This window comes from Kitasatospora sp. NPDC048545 (assembly GCF_040651155.1).
Taxonomy (GTDB): Bacteria; Actinomycetota; Actinomycetes; order Streptomycetales; family Streptomycetaceae; genus Kitasatospora.
The window spans coordinates 57,342-71,406 of the sequence record NZ_JBEZIQ010000003.1 but is presented as its reverse complement, the minus strand read 5'-3'; the positions used below and the strand labels follow the sequence as shown (position 1 = coordinate 71,406).

At 74.6% G+C, this 14,065-nt stretch carries 10 protein-coding genes and 1 pseudogene; 5 read left to right on the top strand and 6 right to left on the bottom strand.

The features are described from left to right. Window positions 1-427: 427 nt before the first annotated feature. From AB0D10_RS04025 to AB0D10_RS04005, 5 genes are all read right to left on the bottom strand, one after another. Entirely contained in the window at window positions 428-2,953 is a 2,526-nt protein-coding gene (locus tag AB0D10_RS04025) for an FtsX-like permease family protein (RefSeq protein ID WP_360250861.1), read from the bottom strand. Next, a complete protein-coding gene (locus AB0D10_RS04020) occupies window positions 2,950-3,807 on the bottom strand; it encodes an ABC transporter ATP-binding protein (RefSeq protein ID WP_360250858.1) in 858 nt (285 codons plus the stop codon). The genes AB0D10_RS04025 and AB0D10_RS04020 overlap by 4 nt, the downstream gene beginning before the upstream one ends. Window positions 3,808-3,917: 110 nt before the next feature. Next, complete coding sequence (locus tag AB0D10_RS04015) at window positions 3,918-4,706, bottom strand: aminotransferase class IV family protein (RefSeq protein ID WP_360250855.1); 789 nt, start codon at window positions 4,704-4,706, stop codon at window positions 3,918-3,920. Next, window positions 4,699-5,721, bottom strand: a complete 1,023-nt coding sequence (locus AB0D10_RS04010) for a GNAT family N-acetyltransferase (protein ID WP_360250852.1) — start codon at window positions 5,719-5,721, stop codon at window positions 4,699-4,701. The genes AB0D10_RS04015 and AB0D10_RS04010 overlap by 8 nt, the downstream gene beginning before the upstream one ends. A 54-nt stretch (window positions 5,722-5,775) precedes the next feature. Further along, complete coding sequence (locus tag AB0D10_RS04005) at window positions 5,776-6,894, bottom strand: DMT family transporter (RefSeq protein ID WP_360250849.1); 1,119 nt, start codon at window positions 6,892-6,894, stop codon at window positions 5,776-5,778. Between the two features lie 138 nt (window positions 6,895-7,032). Here AB0D10_RS04005 and AB0D10_RS04000 point away from each other — a divergent pair, with 138 nt between their 5' ends. From AB0D10_RS04000 to AB0D10_RS03985, 4 genes and pseudogenes are all read left to right on the top strand, one after another. Further along, window positions 7,033-7,935 (top strand): LysR substrate-binding domain-containing protein, encoded by a 903-nt coding sequence (locus AB0D10_RS04000; protein ID WP_360250846.1) that lies wholly within the window; start codon window positions 7,033-7,035, stop codon window positions 7,933-7,935. 129 nt (window positions 7,936-8,064) lie between these two features. After that, complete coding sequence (locus AB0D10_RS03995; protein ID WP_360250843.1) at window positions 8,065-9,642, top strand: MFS transporter; 1,578 nt, start codon at window positions 8,065-8,067, stop codon at window positions 9,640-9,642. Next, window positions 9,632-10,606 (top strand): AsnC family transcriptional regulator, encoded by a 975-nt coding sequence (locus AB0D10_RS03990; protein WP_360250840.1) that lies wholly within the window; start codon window positions 9,632-9,634, stop codon window positions 10,604-10,606. Before AB0D10_RS03995 ends, AB0D10_RS03990 begins: the two co-directional genes overlap by 11 nt. 243 nt (window positions 10,607-10,849) lie before the next feature. Beyond that, window positions 10,850-11,263 (top strand): annotated as a pseudogene (locus AB0D10_RS03985) (transposase); the annotation flags it as partial. Between the two features lie 175 nt (window positions 11,264-11,438). On the opposite strand, the gene AB0D10_RS03980 reads toward AB0D10_RS03985, so the two are convergent. Next, entirely contained in the window at window positions 11,439-11,744 is a 306-nt protein-coding gene (locus AB0D10_RS03980) for a hypothetical protein (RefSeq protein ID WP_360251767.1), read from the bottom strand. Between the two features lie 802 nt (window positions 11,745-12,546). Here AB0D10_RS03980 and AB0D10_RS03975 point away from each other — a divergent pair. Beyond that, window positions 12,547-13,974 carry a chitinase gene (locus AB0D10_RS03975; protein WP_360250838.1) on the top strand — a complete coding sequence of 476 codons (1,428 nt, stop codon included), beginning with the start codon at window positions 12,547-12,549 and terminating at the stop codon, window positions 13,972-13,974. Window positions 13,975-14,065 lie beyond the last annotated feature (91 nt).

Genomic DNA, 14,065 nt, shown 5'->3' with positions numbered 1-14,065 from the left:
AGAGCGTAGCTGATCCGACATCACGATCAGCTCCAATAAAGGCTTTTGGGCCGTCCCGTTACCCCATTGCGCCTGCTCGTCCCGCCTTTGTCACCCGGACGAGGGACGTGCTTGAGCAGTCCTCAAGGGCACCTGTCATGAGCTTCGCTCCCCCAGGTCTCATGGGTTCCTCGCCGGGGCGCGTCATGAGGCGGGCTCATGGCGAACACCATGAGGCGGGCTCACACCCGGCCCCATGAGGCGGGCTCATGACGCACCCCCGGGAGTTCCATGAGTTCTCCTCATCGGAGGCCACATGAGCGACGTTCATGGGGCCGAGGCATGAGGCCCACTCATGAGCCGAGGCATGAGACGAACTCATGGAGCAGCGGCCCCATGAGTTCCTCTCATGGGGCCGCCTCATGAACTCCGCTCACCGCCAGCCGGTCTACTGCCGCGCCGCCGCCAGCTCCACCGGCCGGGTCCGCAGCAGGGCTCGGACCGGCAGCCCGGTCGCGCCGAGGCAGAGCAGTACGGCGCCGGCGGCCAGCGGCAGGCCGAGCATCGGCGGGACGTACGGGGAGGCGTTGGCGACGCCCCGGGTGACCGGCACCAGCGTGATCCAGGCGATCACCGCGCCGACCGCCAGCCCGGTCGCGGCCACCAGCAGCGCTTCCCAGCGCATCATGCCGCGCACCTGGCGCCGGGTGGTGCCGGCCAGTCGCAGCAGCGCGACCTCGCGGCGGCGGTCGAGCACCGTCATCACCAGGGTGTTGGCGGCGCTGACGGCGGCGAACCCGCCGAGCACGCCGGCCATCACGGTGTTGGCCCAGCCGCTGAGTTCCATGTCCTTGTCGGCCCGGGCGGCGAATCCGGCCCGGTCGGTCACGCTCGTCCCAACCGTCGTGCCCAGCCCGGCGGCCACCGCCGCCCGGTCGGCGCCCGGCGCGTCGGCGACCAGCACCTGGCTGTCCTGGTCGGCGGTGACGTGCGCGGCGACGGCCGCCCGGGGCAGCACCGCCTGGCCGACGCCGAGGCCGCGCTCGTACACGGCGACCACGAGGGGCCGTACGGCGGTGCCGTCGCCGAGCCGCAGCGGGACGCGGTCGCCGACCCCGGCGTCCAGGGCGTCGGCGAGGCCGGTGCTCAGGGCGACGGTGTCGGTGCCGCGGCCGAGGTCGGCGAGCGAGCCGGTGCGCACACCCAGGTCGAGGACCTTCGACAGCCGGGCCGGGTCGCCGTCGACGCCCAGCGCGGGGGCGGAGCTCAGCCCGCCGCCGCTCTCGACGACCAGGCCTGTGCGGAGCACGCCGACGGCGGTGTCCACGCCGGGCACCTCGGCCGCCCGCGCGGCGGTCCCGGCGGGCAGGCCCGGGCCGGTGGCACCGATCACGTGGTCGGCGGTGATGCCGGCCCGGACGTTCTCCCCGGAGGTGTGGCGCAGGGTGCTCTGCAGGACCAGCAGGGTGCCGCAGAAGGCGGTGACGAGGACGATCGGGGTGATCGCGGAGGCGAGTCGGCGGGCGTTGGCGCGGGTGTTGTCGGCGGCGAGCGAGCCGGGTGCGCCGCCGGCCCGCAGCGGGACGCCGAGCACGGTGGCGGCGATCCGGGCCACCCAGGGGCCGAGCAGGGCGACGGCCAGCATGAGGCACATGACCACGCCGAGCGCGGTCTGGGCGGCCTTCTCGCCGTCCAGGGCGGCGGCGACGCCGGCGATCGCGATGCCGCCGGCGGCGAGGAGCAGCCCGAGGACGGCGCGTACCCGGCCCGGGCGGGGCGTCTCGACGGCTGCCTCGCCGAGCGCCTGTGCGGCGCGCAGCTTGGAGGGACGGCGGGCGGCCAGGAAGCCGGCGGTGAGCGCGGCGAGGGTGCAGGTGAGGACGGCGGCGAGCATCGGCAGCGGTCCGATGTCGAGGCGGACGCCCGGGGGGACGGCGCCGCGTTCGGTCAGCTGGCCGAACCACCAGCGGGCGAGGGCGAGTCCGGGCAGTACGCCGAGCGCGGCGGCCGCCGGGGCGACCAGTACCGCCTCGGCGGCGATGGTGCGGCGGATCTGGCGCGGGGTGGCGCCGACGGCGCGCAGCAGGGCGAACTCGCGGGCGCGCTGGCCGGTGGCGAGGGCGACGGTGCTCATGACCACGAAGATCGCGGTCATGGTGGCGTAGCCGCCGAAGGTGCCGCCGATGCCCATCAGCATCGTCCGGGCCTCGCCGAGGGCGGGGTGTTCGACGGCTCCCCGGTCGTCTCCCGAGTGGACCTTCGCCGCGCCGCCGACGGCCTGGCGGACCTGTGCGGCGAGGGCGGCGGCGGTCACGCCCTCGCGGGGCTGGACGGCGATGGCGTCGATCCGCCCGGGGTGGCCGGAGAGGCAGTCGGCGGTGGCGTCGGCGAACCAGGCGGTGGGGCCGGTGGTCTGGGCGGCGGCGAGGCCGGAGACCCGGTAGTCGGCGGTGCCGCCGGGCGCGGTGAGCCTGAGGTTCGCGCCGGGCGCGAGGTGGGCGGCGCGCGCGGTGTCGGCGTCGAGCACCACCTCGTTCGCGCCGGGTGCGCGGCCCTCGACCAGTCGGTCGGCCGGTCCGGCGATGCCGAGGGCGGCGTGTCCCCGGCCGGTCAGGGCCGGGGTGCCGCTCGCGGCGGTGACCGGGAAGGCGGTGTCCGGCCGGGCGGCGGCGACGCCGGGCAGGGCGGTCAGCCGGCCCACCAGCGCGGCGTCCGTGCGGGCCAGCTCCGGCGTGGCCTGCTCCTGGGTCTGGGTGTCCTCGCCGACCTTCTTCCGGATCTCCACCGCCTGTTCGGCCGCGACCACCACGGGCGCGGAGGCGTACCGGACGGGTTCGAGGCGCGCGGTGAGGCCGGTCTGCAGCAGCACTCCGCAGGCCGTCACGACGGCGGCGCCGAGCAGCAGGGCGACCAGGGTGCCGACGAAGGAGGCGGGCCGGAAGCGCACCGAGGCGCGTGCGAGTCCGTTGGTCACGCCGCCGCTCCCACCGGGCGGGCGGTGAGCGCGACCATCCGGTCGGCGACGGCCTGCGGGCCGGGGTGCGGCAGGTCGTCGACGATCGCGCCACCGGCCAGGAACAGCACCCGGTCGGCGAAGGAGGCGGCCACCGGGTCGTGGGTGACCATCACGACGGTCGCGCCGAGGGAGTCCACGGCCTGCCGCAGCAGCTCCAGGACCTCGTGCGCGGTGCGGGTGTCGAGCGCCCCGGTCGGCTCGTCGGCGAACACCACGTCCGGGCGGGTGATCAGCGCGCGGGCGATCGCGACCCGCTGCTGCTGGCCGCCGGAGAGCTGGCCGGGCCGCCGCCCGGCGTGCCCGCCGAGGCCGACCCGTTCCAGCAGTTCCCGGGCCCGGGCGCGGTCCTGGCGCTCCCCGGCGAGCCGCTGCGGGAGCAGCACGTTCTGCTCGACGCTCAGCGAGGGCAGGAGGTTGAAGGACTGGAAGACGAAGCCGATCCGGCTGCGGCGCAGCTCGGTGAGCCGCTTCTCGCCGAGTGCGGTGATCTCCTCACCGCCGAGTCGGATCTCGCCGGCGTCCGGGCGGTCCAGGCCTGCCGCGCACTGCAGGAAGGTGGACTTGCCGGAGCCGGAGGGCCCCATCACGGCGGTGAAGCTGCCCGGGGCGAGCGCCAGGTCGATCCCGCGCAGCGCCTGCACCGTCCCCGCCCCGCGCCCGTAGGTGCGGCGCACGCCGCGCAGCTCGATCGCGGGGCCCGGCTGCGGTCCGGGGTGCCGGTCGGAGCCGTACGGGGCGCCGTCGTGCGCGTCGGCGGCGTACGGGTCGCCCGCGCGCTCGGCGGTCCTGCGGCGGTCGTGGCGGCGTGCCATGGAGGGCCTTCCTTCGGTTCTGCGTCGCTCGTCGTCAACGTGCTCCACGCTAGGAAGACGGCGCCCCGCGGACCATGGAGGCCACCGGCGGACCGGAGGTGGGGTTATCCCTACACCGCTTCGGCGGTGATCCCCAGGTAGGCCGCGCGCAGTTCGGCGAGCACCGGGTGCGCCGGGTCGAGGGCGGTGCCGTCGACGGCGGCCAGCGGCCGGACCCCGACGCCCGCGTTCACCGCGAAGGCGGCGACGAAGCGGCCCAGCCCGGCGGCGGGCAGGGGCGCGCGGGACTGCCGCCCCCGGTACGCGCCGGACAGCAGGGCCTCGGTGACGCCGGGCAGGCTCGGGCCCTCCGGCCAGACCAGTCCGTCCCCGTCCAGGAAGCCGACGTTCCAGGTGGCGCCCTCGGTCACCCGGCCGTCCGGGTCGACGAGCAGCACGTCGTCGTAGCCCGCGAGTTGGGCCCGTCGGCGGTGGTGCACCAGGCCGAACAGGCCGACGTGCTTCACCTCCGGCAGCTCGCGCCGGTACACCGCGGTGCGCACCCGCAGCGGGGCGGGTTCGGCCGTCGCGGCCGGGCGGGTGGTGACGAGCAGGGCGGGCACGGCGGGGGCGGCGGGGCGCTCCAGGCCGAGCGCCGGGTCGTACACGGTGACCCGGACGATCACCGGGGCGCCGTCGGCGGGCAGCACCGAGCGGATCCGCTCCCGCACCGCGGCCCGGTCCAGTTCGGCGGCGAACACCGTGCGGCAGTCCCGGACCAGCCGGTCGAGGTGCAACGTCAGGCCGCGGACCCGGCCCGCCTCGGCGCGCAGGGTGGTGAAGTGCCCGTAGTTGAGCAGCCCCAGCGCGGCCAGCCGCGCCGGGTCGGCGGGGGCGCCGTCGATCTCGATCTCAGCCATCCCCCGAGTCTGCCAGCTGCGGCGCCGGCGCCGCGGTCTGCGCAGCGGGCCTCACAGTGGGCTGCACCCGGTCCTGCGCGGGGGACCGCACCGTGTCCTGCGCGGGCCCCTGCGGCGCGGGGACCGGCGCCCCGCGGTACGGGGAGGGCCCCGGCCGGCAGGCGGTCCGCTCGAAGTCCTCCATCCGGTACGCCAGCCCCTCCGGTTCACCGCCGTCCGACCAGCGCCACGCCTCCGCCCACCACTGCGGGCCGCGCACCAGCGGGAAGCCCGCGAGCGCCAGGTGCAGGGCCAGCGTCGAGCGCGCGTAGTCGTGCACCCAGCCGTCGGCGCCCCGGTAGTCGGCGGTCTCGTCCAGGCGCAGCCAGCGGCCCTCGCGGCCGGCGGTCAGTATCGGCACCCAGCCGTGCAGCCGGTCGGCGACCAGCAGGAGCAGCCGCCCGTCCACCTCGCGCACCCGGTAGGAGGGGAGTTGGGGCATCCGCGCCAGCGCGAGCGAGCGCTTCCAGCCGACCACCCACAGCCCGCGGCGCAGGTAGTAGCGGACCGCCGGCCGCCAGGTCCAGTGCGCCTCCAGGCGGAACCCGGGCAGGCCCTCGGCGGTGGCCGCCGCGTACACCTCGTCCAGTGCGGCGGCGGCCAGTCCGCGTCCGCGCGCGGCCGGGCTCACGTAGAGGGAGGAGACGGCGAGTTGGCCCGGGCCCCTGGTCCAGTTGTCCACCGCGACGGTGCCCGCCACGGCGCCGTCGTCACCGTGGATCCAGTACCGGCGGCGGTACAGCTCCCCGCCGGGCCACTCCCGGCCGCTCTCGCCCAGCCGCTCTCGCCAGCCTCGCTCCGTCGGCGGCGCCAGACCGTCCGGCTCCACCAGCTCGCCCAGCTCGCCCTCGACCAGGGACGCCAAGTCCCAGCGCGCGAACCGCCGTTCTTCCCCTTCGTCGACCGCCCCCAGCCGCGGACCCGCCGCCAGCCGGTCCTGCGCCCGCTCCACCGCCGCATCCCACGACCTCACCACGGCGCCACCCTAACCGGGACCGGAGACATTCCGTAATTCAGTGGACACCGAACGTCAGGTCGGATACGAATACGGCTGTCCGATCAGCCCGGTTCCCACCGGCTTGTCCGGGAGGTTCCGTTCAGGAGGGAGATCCCCATGCGCGGCATCTTCGTACGCGCCGTCGCCGGGGCGGCGCGCGCCCTGACCGACGGCCTGACGCGGCTTCGGCGCCTCGTCCGCCTCGTCGGACACGCGGTGCCCGACGGGTATGCCGGGCGCGGCGGCGTCGGATGCGTCAGGCACGACGGGCACGGTCCGCCGCCGGGAGGGCCGGGTCAACGCCACGGCCGCGACCACCAGGGCGCCGCCGGCCAGGGCATTCCAGCCGACCGGCTCCGCGAGGAACAGCGCGCCGATCGCGGTGGACCACAGCGGCATCACGTAGGTGACGGACGAGGCCGCGGTGGTGCCCGCGGTCCGGACGAGGCCGAGGTTGAGCAGGTACGCGAAGCCGGTGCCGACCATGCCGAACACCAGCAGGGCGGCGGCGGGGCCGGCCCCAGGCCAGTGCGGGGCTCCCGCGGCGAGCGGCGCGATCACGGCCAACTCCGCGGCGGCGCAGCCGATCTGGAGGGCGGAGAGGGTGGTGATGGACTCCGGACGGCCGGACAGGAAGCGCCGCAGGTAGGCGAAGCCCGCCCCGTAGCAGCAGGCGGCGGCCAGGCAGGCGAGCCCGCCGGCGGCCTCGCCGGGGCCGACGCCGTGCCAGACCCCGAGCACGGTGAGCACCCCGACGAACCCCAGCGCGAGGCCGAGCAGCCGGCGGGCGCCCGGGCGGCGTTCCTCGGGGACGGTGAGCACCGCGAACACCAGGGTGAACAGCGGTGTGGTCGCGTTGATCACCCCGGCGAGCACCGAGCTGACCCTGGTCTCGCCGAACGGGAACAGGATGAACGGCACGGTGTTGAGCAACACCGCGACCACCGCCGAGTGCCCCCACAGCGCACGGTCACGCGGGATCCGCTCACCGCGCAGCACCAGGACGACGCCCAGCGTGACCGCGCCCAGCAGGCACCGCCACAGCGCCACCCAGACCGGCGGCACCCCCGCATCGACCGCCACCTTGATCAGGGCGAAGCTCGCACCCCAGATCCCCGACAGTGCCGCAAAGGCCGGCAGCCATCGTCGCACCGCAACCACCCCCGTATTCCTCCGGTGTTCCCTGCTGGACAGAGGGTGGCCCGGCGTCCGAGCATGAGTCCAACAAGTGGCACTCCGACATGGATGAGGAAGTCTCATGCCCCCAGGTCACACGCCCCAGGACGCCCGATGACCACGGAGGTCAACCTGGCCCAGCTCAGGGCACTGGTCGCGGTCGCCGACACCGGCGGCTTCGGCGCGGCCGCCGACGAACTGGGCATCAGCCAGTCCGCCGTCTCGCACGCCGTCGGCGCCCTGGAGCGGGTCCTCGGCGCCCCTGTCCTGATGCGCGGGGTGCCCTGTCGGCCGACCCCGCTGGGCGAACAGGTCCTGCCGCACGCCCGAACCGCCGTCGCCTCCGCCGCCGCCGTGCGCACCGTCGCGACCCGGCACACGGGCGGCCTGACCGGTACCGTCCGGCTGGCCGCGCCGACCACCGTGTGCCAAGCGCTGCTGCCCGGGCTGCTGCGAGACTGGAAGGCCGCATACCCGGAGGTCACCGTCCGGGTCTTCGAGGGCGAGGACGCCGAGCTGCCCGCCTGGCTGGAGGCCGGCACCGTGGACGCCGCCGTCCTGGTGGACGCCGGGCCGCCGCTGCCCGGGGCGGTCGTGCTCGGCGCGGACTCGATGCACGCACTGCTGCGCCGCGACCATCCGCTCGCCGGCCAGGAGAGCATCCACGTCGCCGAGTTGGAGGACGACGACTTCCTGCTTTCCGAGGGCGGCTGCGAGCGCCACATCCGGGAGGCCTACCGGCGGGCCGGCACCCGCTTCGCTCCCCGGCACCGGATCCGCGACCTCAACACCCTGATCGGCATGGTGCACGCCGGGGTCGGTGTCTCGGTGATGCCCGCGCTCGCCCTTCCGATGCTCCCGGCCGACTGCGTGCTGGTCCCGATCCGGCCCGCCGTGCATCGGACCCTCACGCTCACCGGCCCGGCCGGGCGGCCGTGGTCCCCGGTGGTCAGCGGGCTGCTCGTGGGAGTGGGGGCGATGACGAAGGGCAGGGCCCTGGCCGCGGCACCGGCCTGAGTGGAGTTTTTCGGCGCCGGGAGCGGAGTCGGTGGAACTTCCCGTCGGTCCGGCCGGCAGTGACTGGTCGGCGCGCCCGTACGGCCGGAGGGTGACGGCATTCCGGCCGTACACCCGAGGGAGGACCCGTTGTCCGCACACCCGCCGCGCCCGCCGTCCGCACCGTCCACGCAGCCGACGGCCACGCCGGCCACGGCCGTGCGCCCCACTGCCGTACGGGAGAAGGCCGCGCGGGCGAAGGTCGAGCAGTCATCGCCCGCTCCGCCGACCCCCGCGCACCCACGCCGCTGGTGGGCGCTGTGCGCGCTGCTCACCGCCGAGGCGATGAACCTGTTGGACGCGACGATCGTGCAGGTCGCCGCGCCGCGCATGCGCGCCGACCTCGGCGGCCCGACCGCCGCCGTGCCGTGGCTCACCACCGCGTACACCCTGCCGTTCGCCGTCCTCCTGCTCACCGGCGGGCGGCTCGGCGACCGGGTCGGGCGGCGGCGAGTGTTCCGGATCGGGGTCGCAGGCTTCCTGCTCGCCTCACTGGCCTGTGCCTGCGCGCCCACGCTCGGCGCGCTGCTCGCCTTCCGGGCCGTCCAGGGCGCGGCGGCCGCCGTGATCGTGCCGCAGACCGTCGGCCTGATCAAGGCCATGTTCCGGGGCTCGGAGACGGCTCGGGCGCTCGGCGCCATCGGTCCGGTGATGGGGCTGGCGGCGGTCGCCGGCCCGGTACTGGGCGGGATCCTCACCCACGCCGACCTGTTCGGCTCCTCCTGGCGCGCCGTCTTCCTCGTCAACCTCCCGCTCTCACTCGCCGTCCTCGCCCTCGCCCCGCTGCTCACCGAGGACCGCGCCCCTCGCCGCCCCGGCCTCGACCCGGTCGGCAGCGCGCTCGCGGCGCTCGCCACCGGGCTGGTCGTCCTGCCACTGCTCGCCACCGGGAACGCGCCGACGGTGTGGCCGGCCGTCGGAACGGTCGCCGGCGTGGTCGCCGCCGCGGCCTTCGCCGTCCACCAACGGCGCGGGGCCCGGCGCGGCCGCGACACCCTGGTCGAGCCCAGCCTGTTCGCCGCTCCGAGGTTCCCGGCCGCGCTGGTCACCCTCGCGCTCGCCTTCGCGGCCACCACGGGACTCGGCCTGGTCGTCGTCCTGCAGCTCCAAATCGGCAGCGGCGCCGACGCGCTGGCCTCCGGCCTGGCCCTGCTGCCGATGTCCGCCGGACTCGCCGTCGGCTCGCTGTGGGCAGGGTCGTCGCTGGTCCGGCGGTACGGACCGCGGGTGATGCCCGCCGGGGTGGCCGCCATGGCGGTCGGCATGGTGGCCGCCGCCGGCGCCTACCGGACGGGCCAACGACCCGAGGCACTGCCGTACGCGCTCGCCGTGGTCGGGCTCGGCCACGGGCTGTTCACGCCCGCCTTCTTCACCACCGCGCTGAAGCCGCTGCGACCGCAGGAGACCGGTTCGGCGGCGGGCCTGCTCAACGCCGTCCAGCAGCTCGGCTCCACGCTCGGCGTCGCGGTGCTCGGCCGGATCTACCTGGCCGCCCCGGACACCGCCGGGGCGCAGCACGCCTGCTGGGTGGCGGTCGGCGTGCTGGCGGCCGTCGCCGTGGCGGGACACCTGATGAGCGACGCTCACGGCGCCCGCACCGGTCCCCCCGTCCACGCGGCAGAATCGGACGGTGAGTCCGACCACCGGGAACCCTCGCATGCTCGATGACCTCGACCGCGCGCTCGTCCACGCCCTGCGCGTCGACGGGCGCGCCCCGTTCAACCGCATCGCCGCCGTCCTCGACGTCTCCCCGCAGACCGTCGCGCGCCGCTACCGACGGCTGCGGGCCGAGGCCGGCCTGAGAGTGGTCGGCCTCGCCGACCCACACCGGGCCGGGCGGGCCCAGTGGCTGCTCCGTCTCACCGCCGGACCGCACACCGCCCAGAACCTCGCCCAGGCACTGGTCCGGCGGACCGACACCGCCTGGGTGAAGCTCACCTCCGGCGGCACCGAGATCACCGCCATCGTCGACACCGGCCCGGGCCCCGACGGCCACAGCCTGCTGCTGCGCGACATCCCCCGCACCGCCGCCGTCACCGACGTCTCCGCCCACTGCCTGCTGCACACCTACCGGGGCGGCCCGACCGCCTGGCCGGTCAGCACCGAGGCGCTCAGCGAGGAACAGCAGGACAGGCTCCGCCCCACCGCCGCAGGTCCACCGTCCGGCGGCCTCGACCCCGCCGACCTGACCCTGCTCGGCGCACTGCACCGGGACGGCCGCACACCCCTCGGAGACCTCGCCGCCGCCACCGGCCGCACCCCGGCCACCGTCGCCCGCCGGCTCGCCGAACTCCGCTCCGACGGAACCGTGTTCCTCGACGTGGAACTCGACGCCCGGCTCCTCGGCGCGGACATGCAGGCACTGCTCTGGATCGGGGTCGCCCCCGCCCACCTCGACCGCGTCGGCCGTGCCCTCGCCACCCACCGCGAACTCGCCTTCGTCGCCGCCACCACCGGCCCCAGCAACCTCGCCGCCCTCGCCCTGTGTACCGACCCGGCCGACCTCCACCGGTACGTGACCGAGCGGCTGGGCGCCGTCACGGAGATCACCGCCCTGGAGTCCGCCCCCGTCCTCCGCACCCTCAAGTCCGCCGGTCCGGTCCCGGCGCCATCGGGACACGGGCGGCCCTGACCGGGGTCACGGCCCTGACCGGGGTCACGGCCCTGCACGGGGTCACCGCGGGCCCCGGGGCCGCCCCCGGCCCTGCCCCGAACCCACCTCCGCCGCCGTGCGACGCAGCGCCACGACCGCAACGATCGAACAGGGAAAGGCAGCCGACAAGAAGGCCGCCGTTGATCATCGTGAGTTGTGTCAGCAAACGAAGATCAGGCGGTGGCCGCAGGCCACAGCGCAGTACCTGCCCATTGGCGGTCGATGTTCGACCAGGCGCCGAGTCGCATTGCGGGCCGGTTCGCCCGGGTCGAACCCCGCCTTCGGGCACGGGCGCTGGTACTGGGCCTGCTGTCCGACCTACCGAGGAAGAACTGCTGGACCCTGGCCGAGCACCCGGGTGACGCCACCCCGGACGGCATGCAGCACCTGCTGCACCGTGCGCAGTGGGACGCCTACGCGGTCCGCGACGACGTACGCGCCTACGTGGTCGAGCACCTGCACGACCCCGACGCCGTGCTCGTGATCGACGAGACCGGCGACCTGAAGAAGAGCACCGCGACCGTGGGCGTGCAGCGCCAATACACCGGCACTGCGGGCCGGATCGAGCACTCCCAGGTCGCCGTCTACCCGGTCTACTCCGCCGCCTGCGAGCACGCCGCGATCGACCGGCACCTGCAACGAGATCCAGCACCTGTTCACCACATTGATCGCGGGACGAGTCCACGACTTCCGGCATCGGCTCCGCTGGGTCACAGTGGCGGCGCCGACACCAAGCCCGAGCCCGTGACGGCCACCACCGGCGGCAAGCAGCTCTGCAGCCATGACGATCAAGCCCTGCGACCGGAGGTGACTACGCCGGAAAGTCCTGGCCCATCGCCCGCAGGACGTCGGCGAGCCACACCAGGTGGTATCCCAGAGCACGATCCTGGTCGGCAGGCAGATCCCTCAGATGCTGCCAGGACTCCGAGAGCTGCCCGATCGTCAGGGCTCCCGGCTCCATGGCGACGTCGTACAGCTCGTCCGAGGGGATGGACCAGAAGTAGTCCTTGTCCAGGGCGACGGTATCGCCCGCCACGGCAGTTTCCACATGGCTCAGCAGCACGTCGAACGACCTGCGCAGCTCAGCGAGGGACACGTACAGGGGCTCACCAGTCATGAGCACCATCATGAAGGACCGACAAGATCACGATCTACTGTTGGAGTACCAGGCGGCAGGACCGCCATCACGCGCAGCGCGGAGGCGAAGTCGCGGCGCGCGCGGAGCTTGGTGAGGGCGGATCAGGCGAACACCGCCGCGATCACGGCATGGCAGCCGAGCCACAGGTATGCGGTCATGACTCCCCCTCGCGCCGGCGCTCCCACCGACGCAGGGCGGGGGCACCGGCGGCCCCGGGTCGGCCGGCCGGTTCGGTCTGCGGACCGGTACGGGCCAGCCACCGCCGCCGACGTAGGTGACGCAGGACGACTTGACCGCACAGGCCCAGGAGCAGCACTCCGTGACGTACGGGTTTTCGCCGCTGCAGTGCGTGGTGGTGCCGGTCGGGCAGGCGCAGTACGCGTCCGCGACGTTCGTCTTGGGGCCGTCGGAAACCACGCGGTCGACCAGGTCGGGAACCGCCTGAGCCATTTGTTCCTCCGCCCGGGAGGGTGGATCGGAGAGACCGTGCACTTACTCACGAGATCTCGCGGGCCGAAAAGCTGACCGACCGTTCGCGAACATGCCCAGACCAACGTCGAAAGCCGCCAACGGTCTGGAATTCGGAATCAGAGGCTCCCGTTCCCCGGGGTTCACACTTCCCCTCCGCCGGGTCTTGACCCGACCTCCGGAACAGGTCTATACCAGTGGGAGCTCATGGCAACCACCCCACGCCCCTGGGCAGTTCACCCTGCCGACGCGCCACCCCCACCTCCGGCGCGAACAGGCACTTCCCCCACTGCCGTTTCCTGGAAGGCTTCCGATGGAACGCGCCATTCCCCCACACCCCGCCCGCCCGGAACACCCCGCCCGCCCGGAACACCCTGCCCACCCGGAACTCCCCGCCGGCCCGGAGCAGTTCACCGGCTCGGAGCAGCGCGTCGGGCCACCCGTCGGCTCATCCTCCGCGCCCGCCCGGCACCGGCGCAGGCACCGCCCCGGCCGGGCCGCCCTCGCCGCGACCGGCGTGCTCGGTCTGCTGGCCGGAGGCCTCGCCGCACTCGCCGGCTCCGGCTCCGCCGCCGCGGACACCGCCGCCGCCACCGCCGCGGCCGGTCTGGGCAGCAACTGGTACGCCTCGGCCCCGTACCTGATGCCCGAGGACAACAGCCCGCCGGACGCCGCCGCCGTCATGGACGCCACCGGCCAGAAGGCCTTCCAGCTGGCGTTCATCCTGGCCCAGGGCAACAGCTGCTCCCCCGCCTGGGGCGGCACCTCCTCGATCGACAGCGACACCACCATGCCGAACGTGATCCAGACGATCCGCGGCAAGGGCGGGGACGTCTCGGTGTCGGTCGGCGGGTACGGCGGCACCAAGCTGGGCCAGGTCTGCGGCACGCCGGAAGCGACCGCCGCCGGCTACCAGAAGGTGATCACCAAGTACCAGCTGAAGGCGATCGACTTCGACCTGGAGGAGCCGGAGTACGAGAACACCGCGGCCATCCACAACGAGATCGGCGCGGCGCGGATCCTGCAGCAGAACAACCCGGGCCTGTACGTCTCGATCACCACCGCCGGTACCAACGCGGGCACCGGCTGGTTCGGCACCCAGATGCTCAACGAGGCCAAGTCCCAGGGCTTCACGCCGAACAACTACTCGATCATGCCGTTCGACGGCGGCTTCAACGGCGCGGCGGCGCAGACCGACGCGCTGGTGAAGTTCAACCGGATCCTGCAGACGACCTTCGGCTGGAGCGAGGCCACCGCCTACGCCCACGAGGGCGTGTCGATGATGAACGGCCGCACCGACGCCGCCGAGTACTTCCGCCAGGCCGACTTCCAGGCCGTCCTGGACTTCGCCACCGCGCACGGCCTGGCCCGGTACACCTACTGGTCGGTCAACCGCGACCGGCAGTGCCAGGGCCCGGTGGACCCGGGGCTGTCCGGCTCCTGCTCCAGCGTGGCGCAGAACGACTGGGACTTCACCAAGTACACGGTGAAGTTCGCCGGAGCGACGCCGCCCACCACCCCACCCACCACCCCGCCGACGACTCCCCCGACCACGCCGCCGACCAGCCCGGGCACCCCCGGCACCTGCACCGCCCCGGCCTGGAGCGCGGGCACCACCTACAACGGCGGCGCCAAGGTGTCGTACAACGGGCACGACTACCACGCCAAGTGGTGGACGTTGAACGAGGTGCCGAGCGCCAGCGGCCAGTGGGGCGTCTGGGCCGACGACGGCCCCTGCTGACGCGGGACCGCACGGCCGGGCCGGGGTCGGCCGACCGCCCGGCGTGACCGGCCCGGCGCGACCGGACACGAGTGGGCCCCGGGGTGCGTAC

What these genes read in the sequence shown, in the direction of transcription:
- AB0D10_RS04020 (WP_360250858.1), bottom strand. Translation starts at nt 3,807, where the DNA reads ATGGCACGCCGCCACGACCGCCGCAGGACCGCCGAGCGCGCGGGCGAC.
- AB0D10_RS04015 (WP_360250855.1), bottom strand. Translation starts at nt 4,706, where the DNA reads ATGGCTGAGATCGAGATCGACGGCGCCCCCGCCGACCCGGCGCGGCTG.
- AB0D10_RS04000 (WP_360250846.1), top strand. Translation starts at nt 7,033, where the DNA reads ATGACCACGGAGGTCAACCTGGCCCAGCTCAGGGCACTGGTCGCGGTC.
- AB0D10_RS03990 (WP_360250840.1), top strand. Translation starts at nt 9,632, where the DNA reads ATGCTCGATGACCTCGACCGCGCGCTCGTCCACGCCCTGCGCGTCGAC.
- AB0D10_RS03980 (WP_360251767.1), bottom strand. Translation starts at nt 11,744, where the DNA reads ATGACTGGTGAGCCCCTGTACGTGTCCCTCGCTGAGCTGCGCAGGTCG.
- AB0D10_RS03975 (WP_360250838.1), top strand. Translation starts at nt 12,547, where the DNA reads ATGGAACGCGCCATTCCCCCACACCCCGCCCGCCCGGAACACCCCGCC.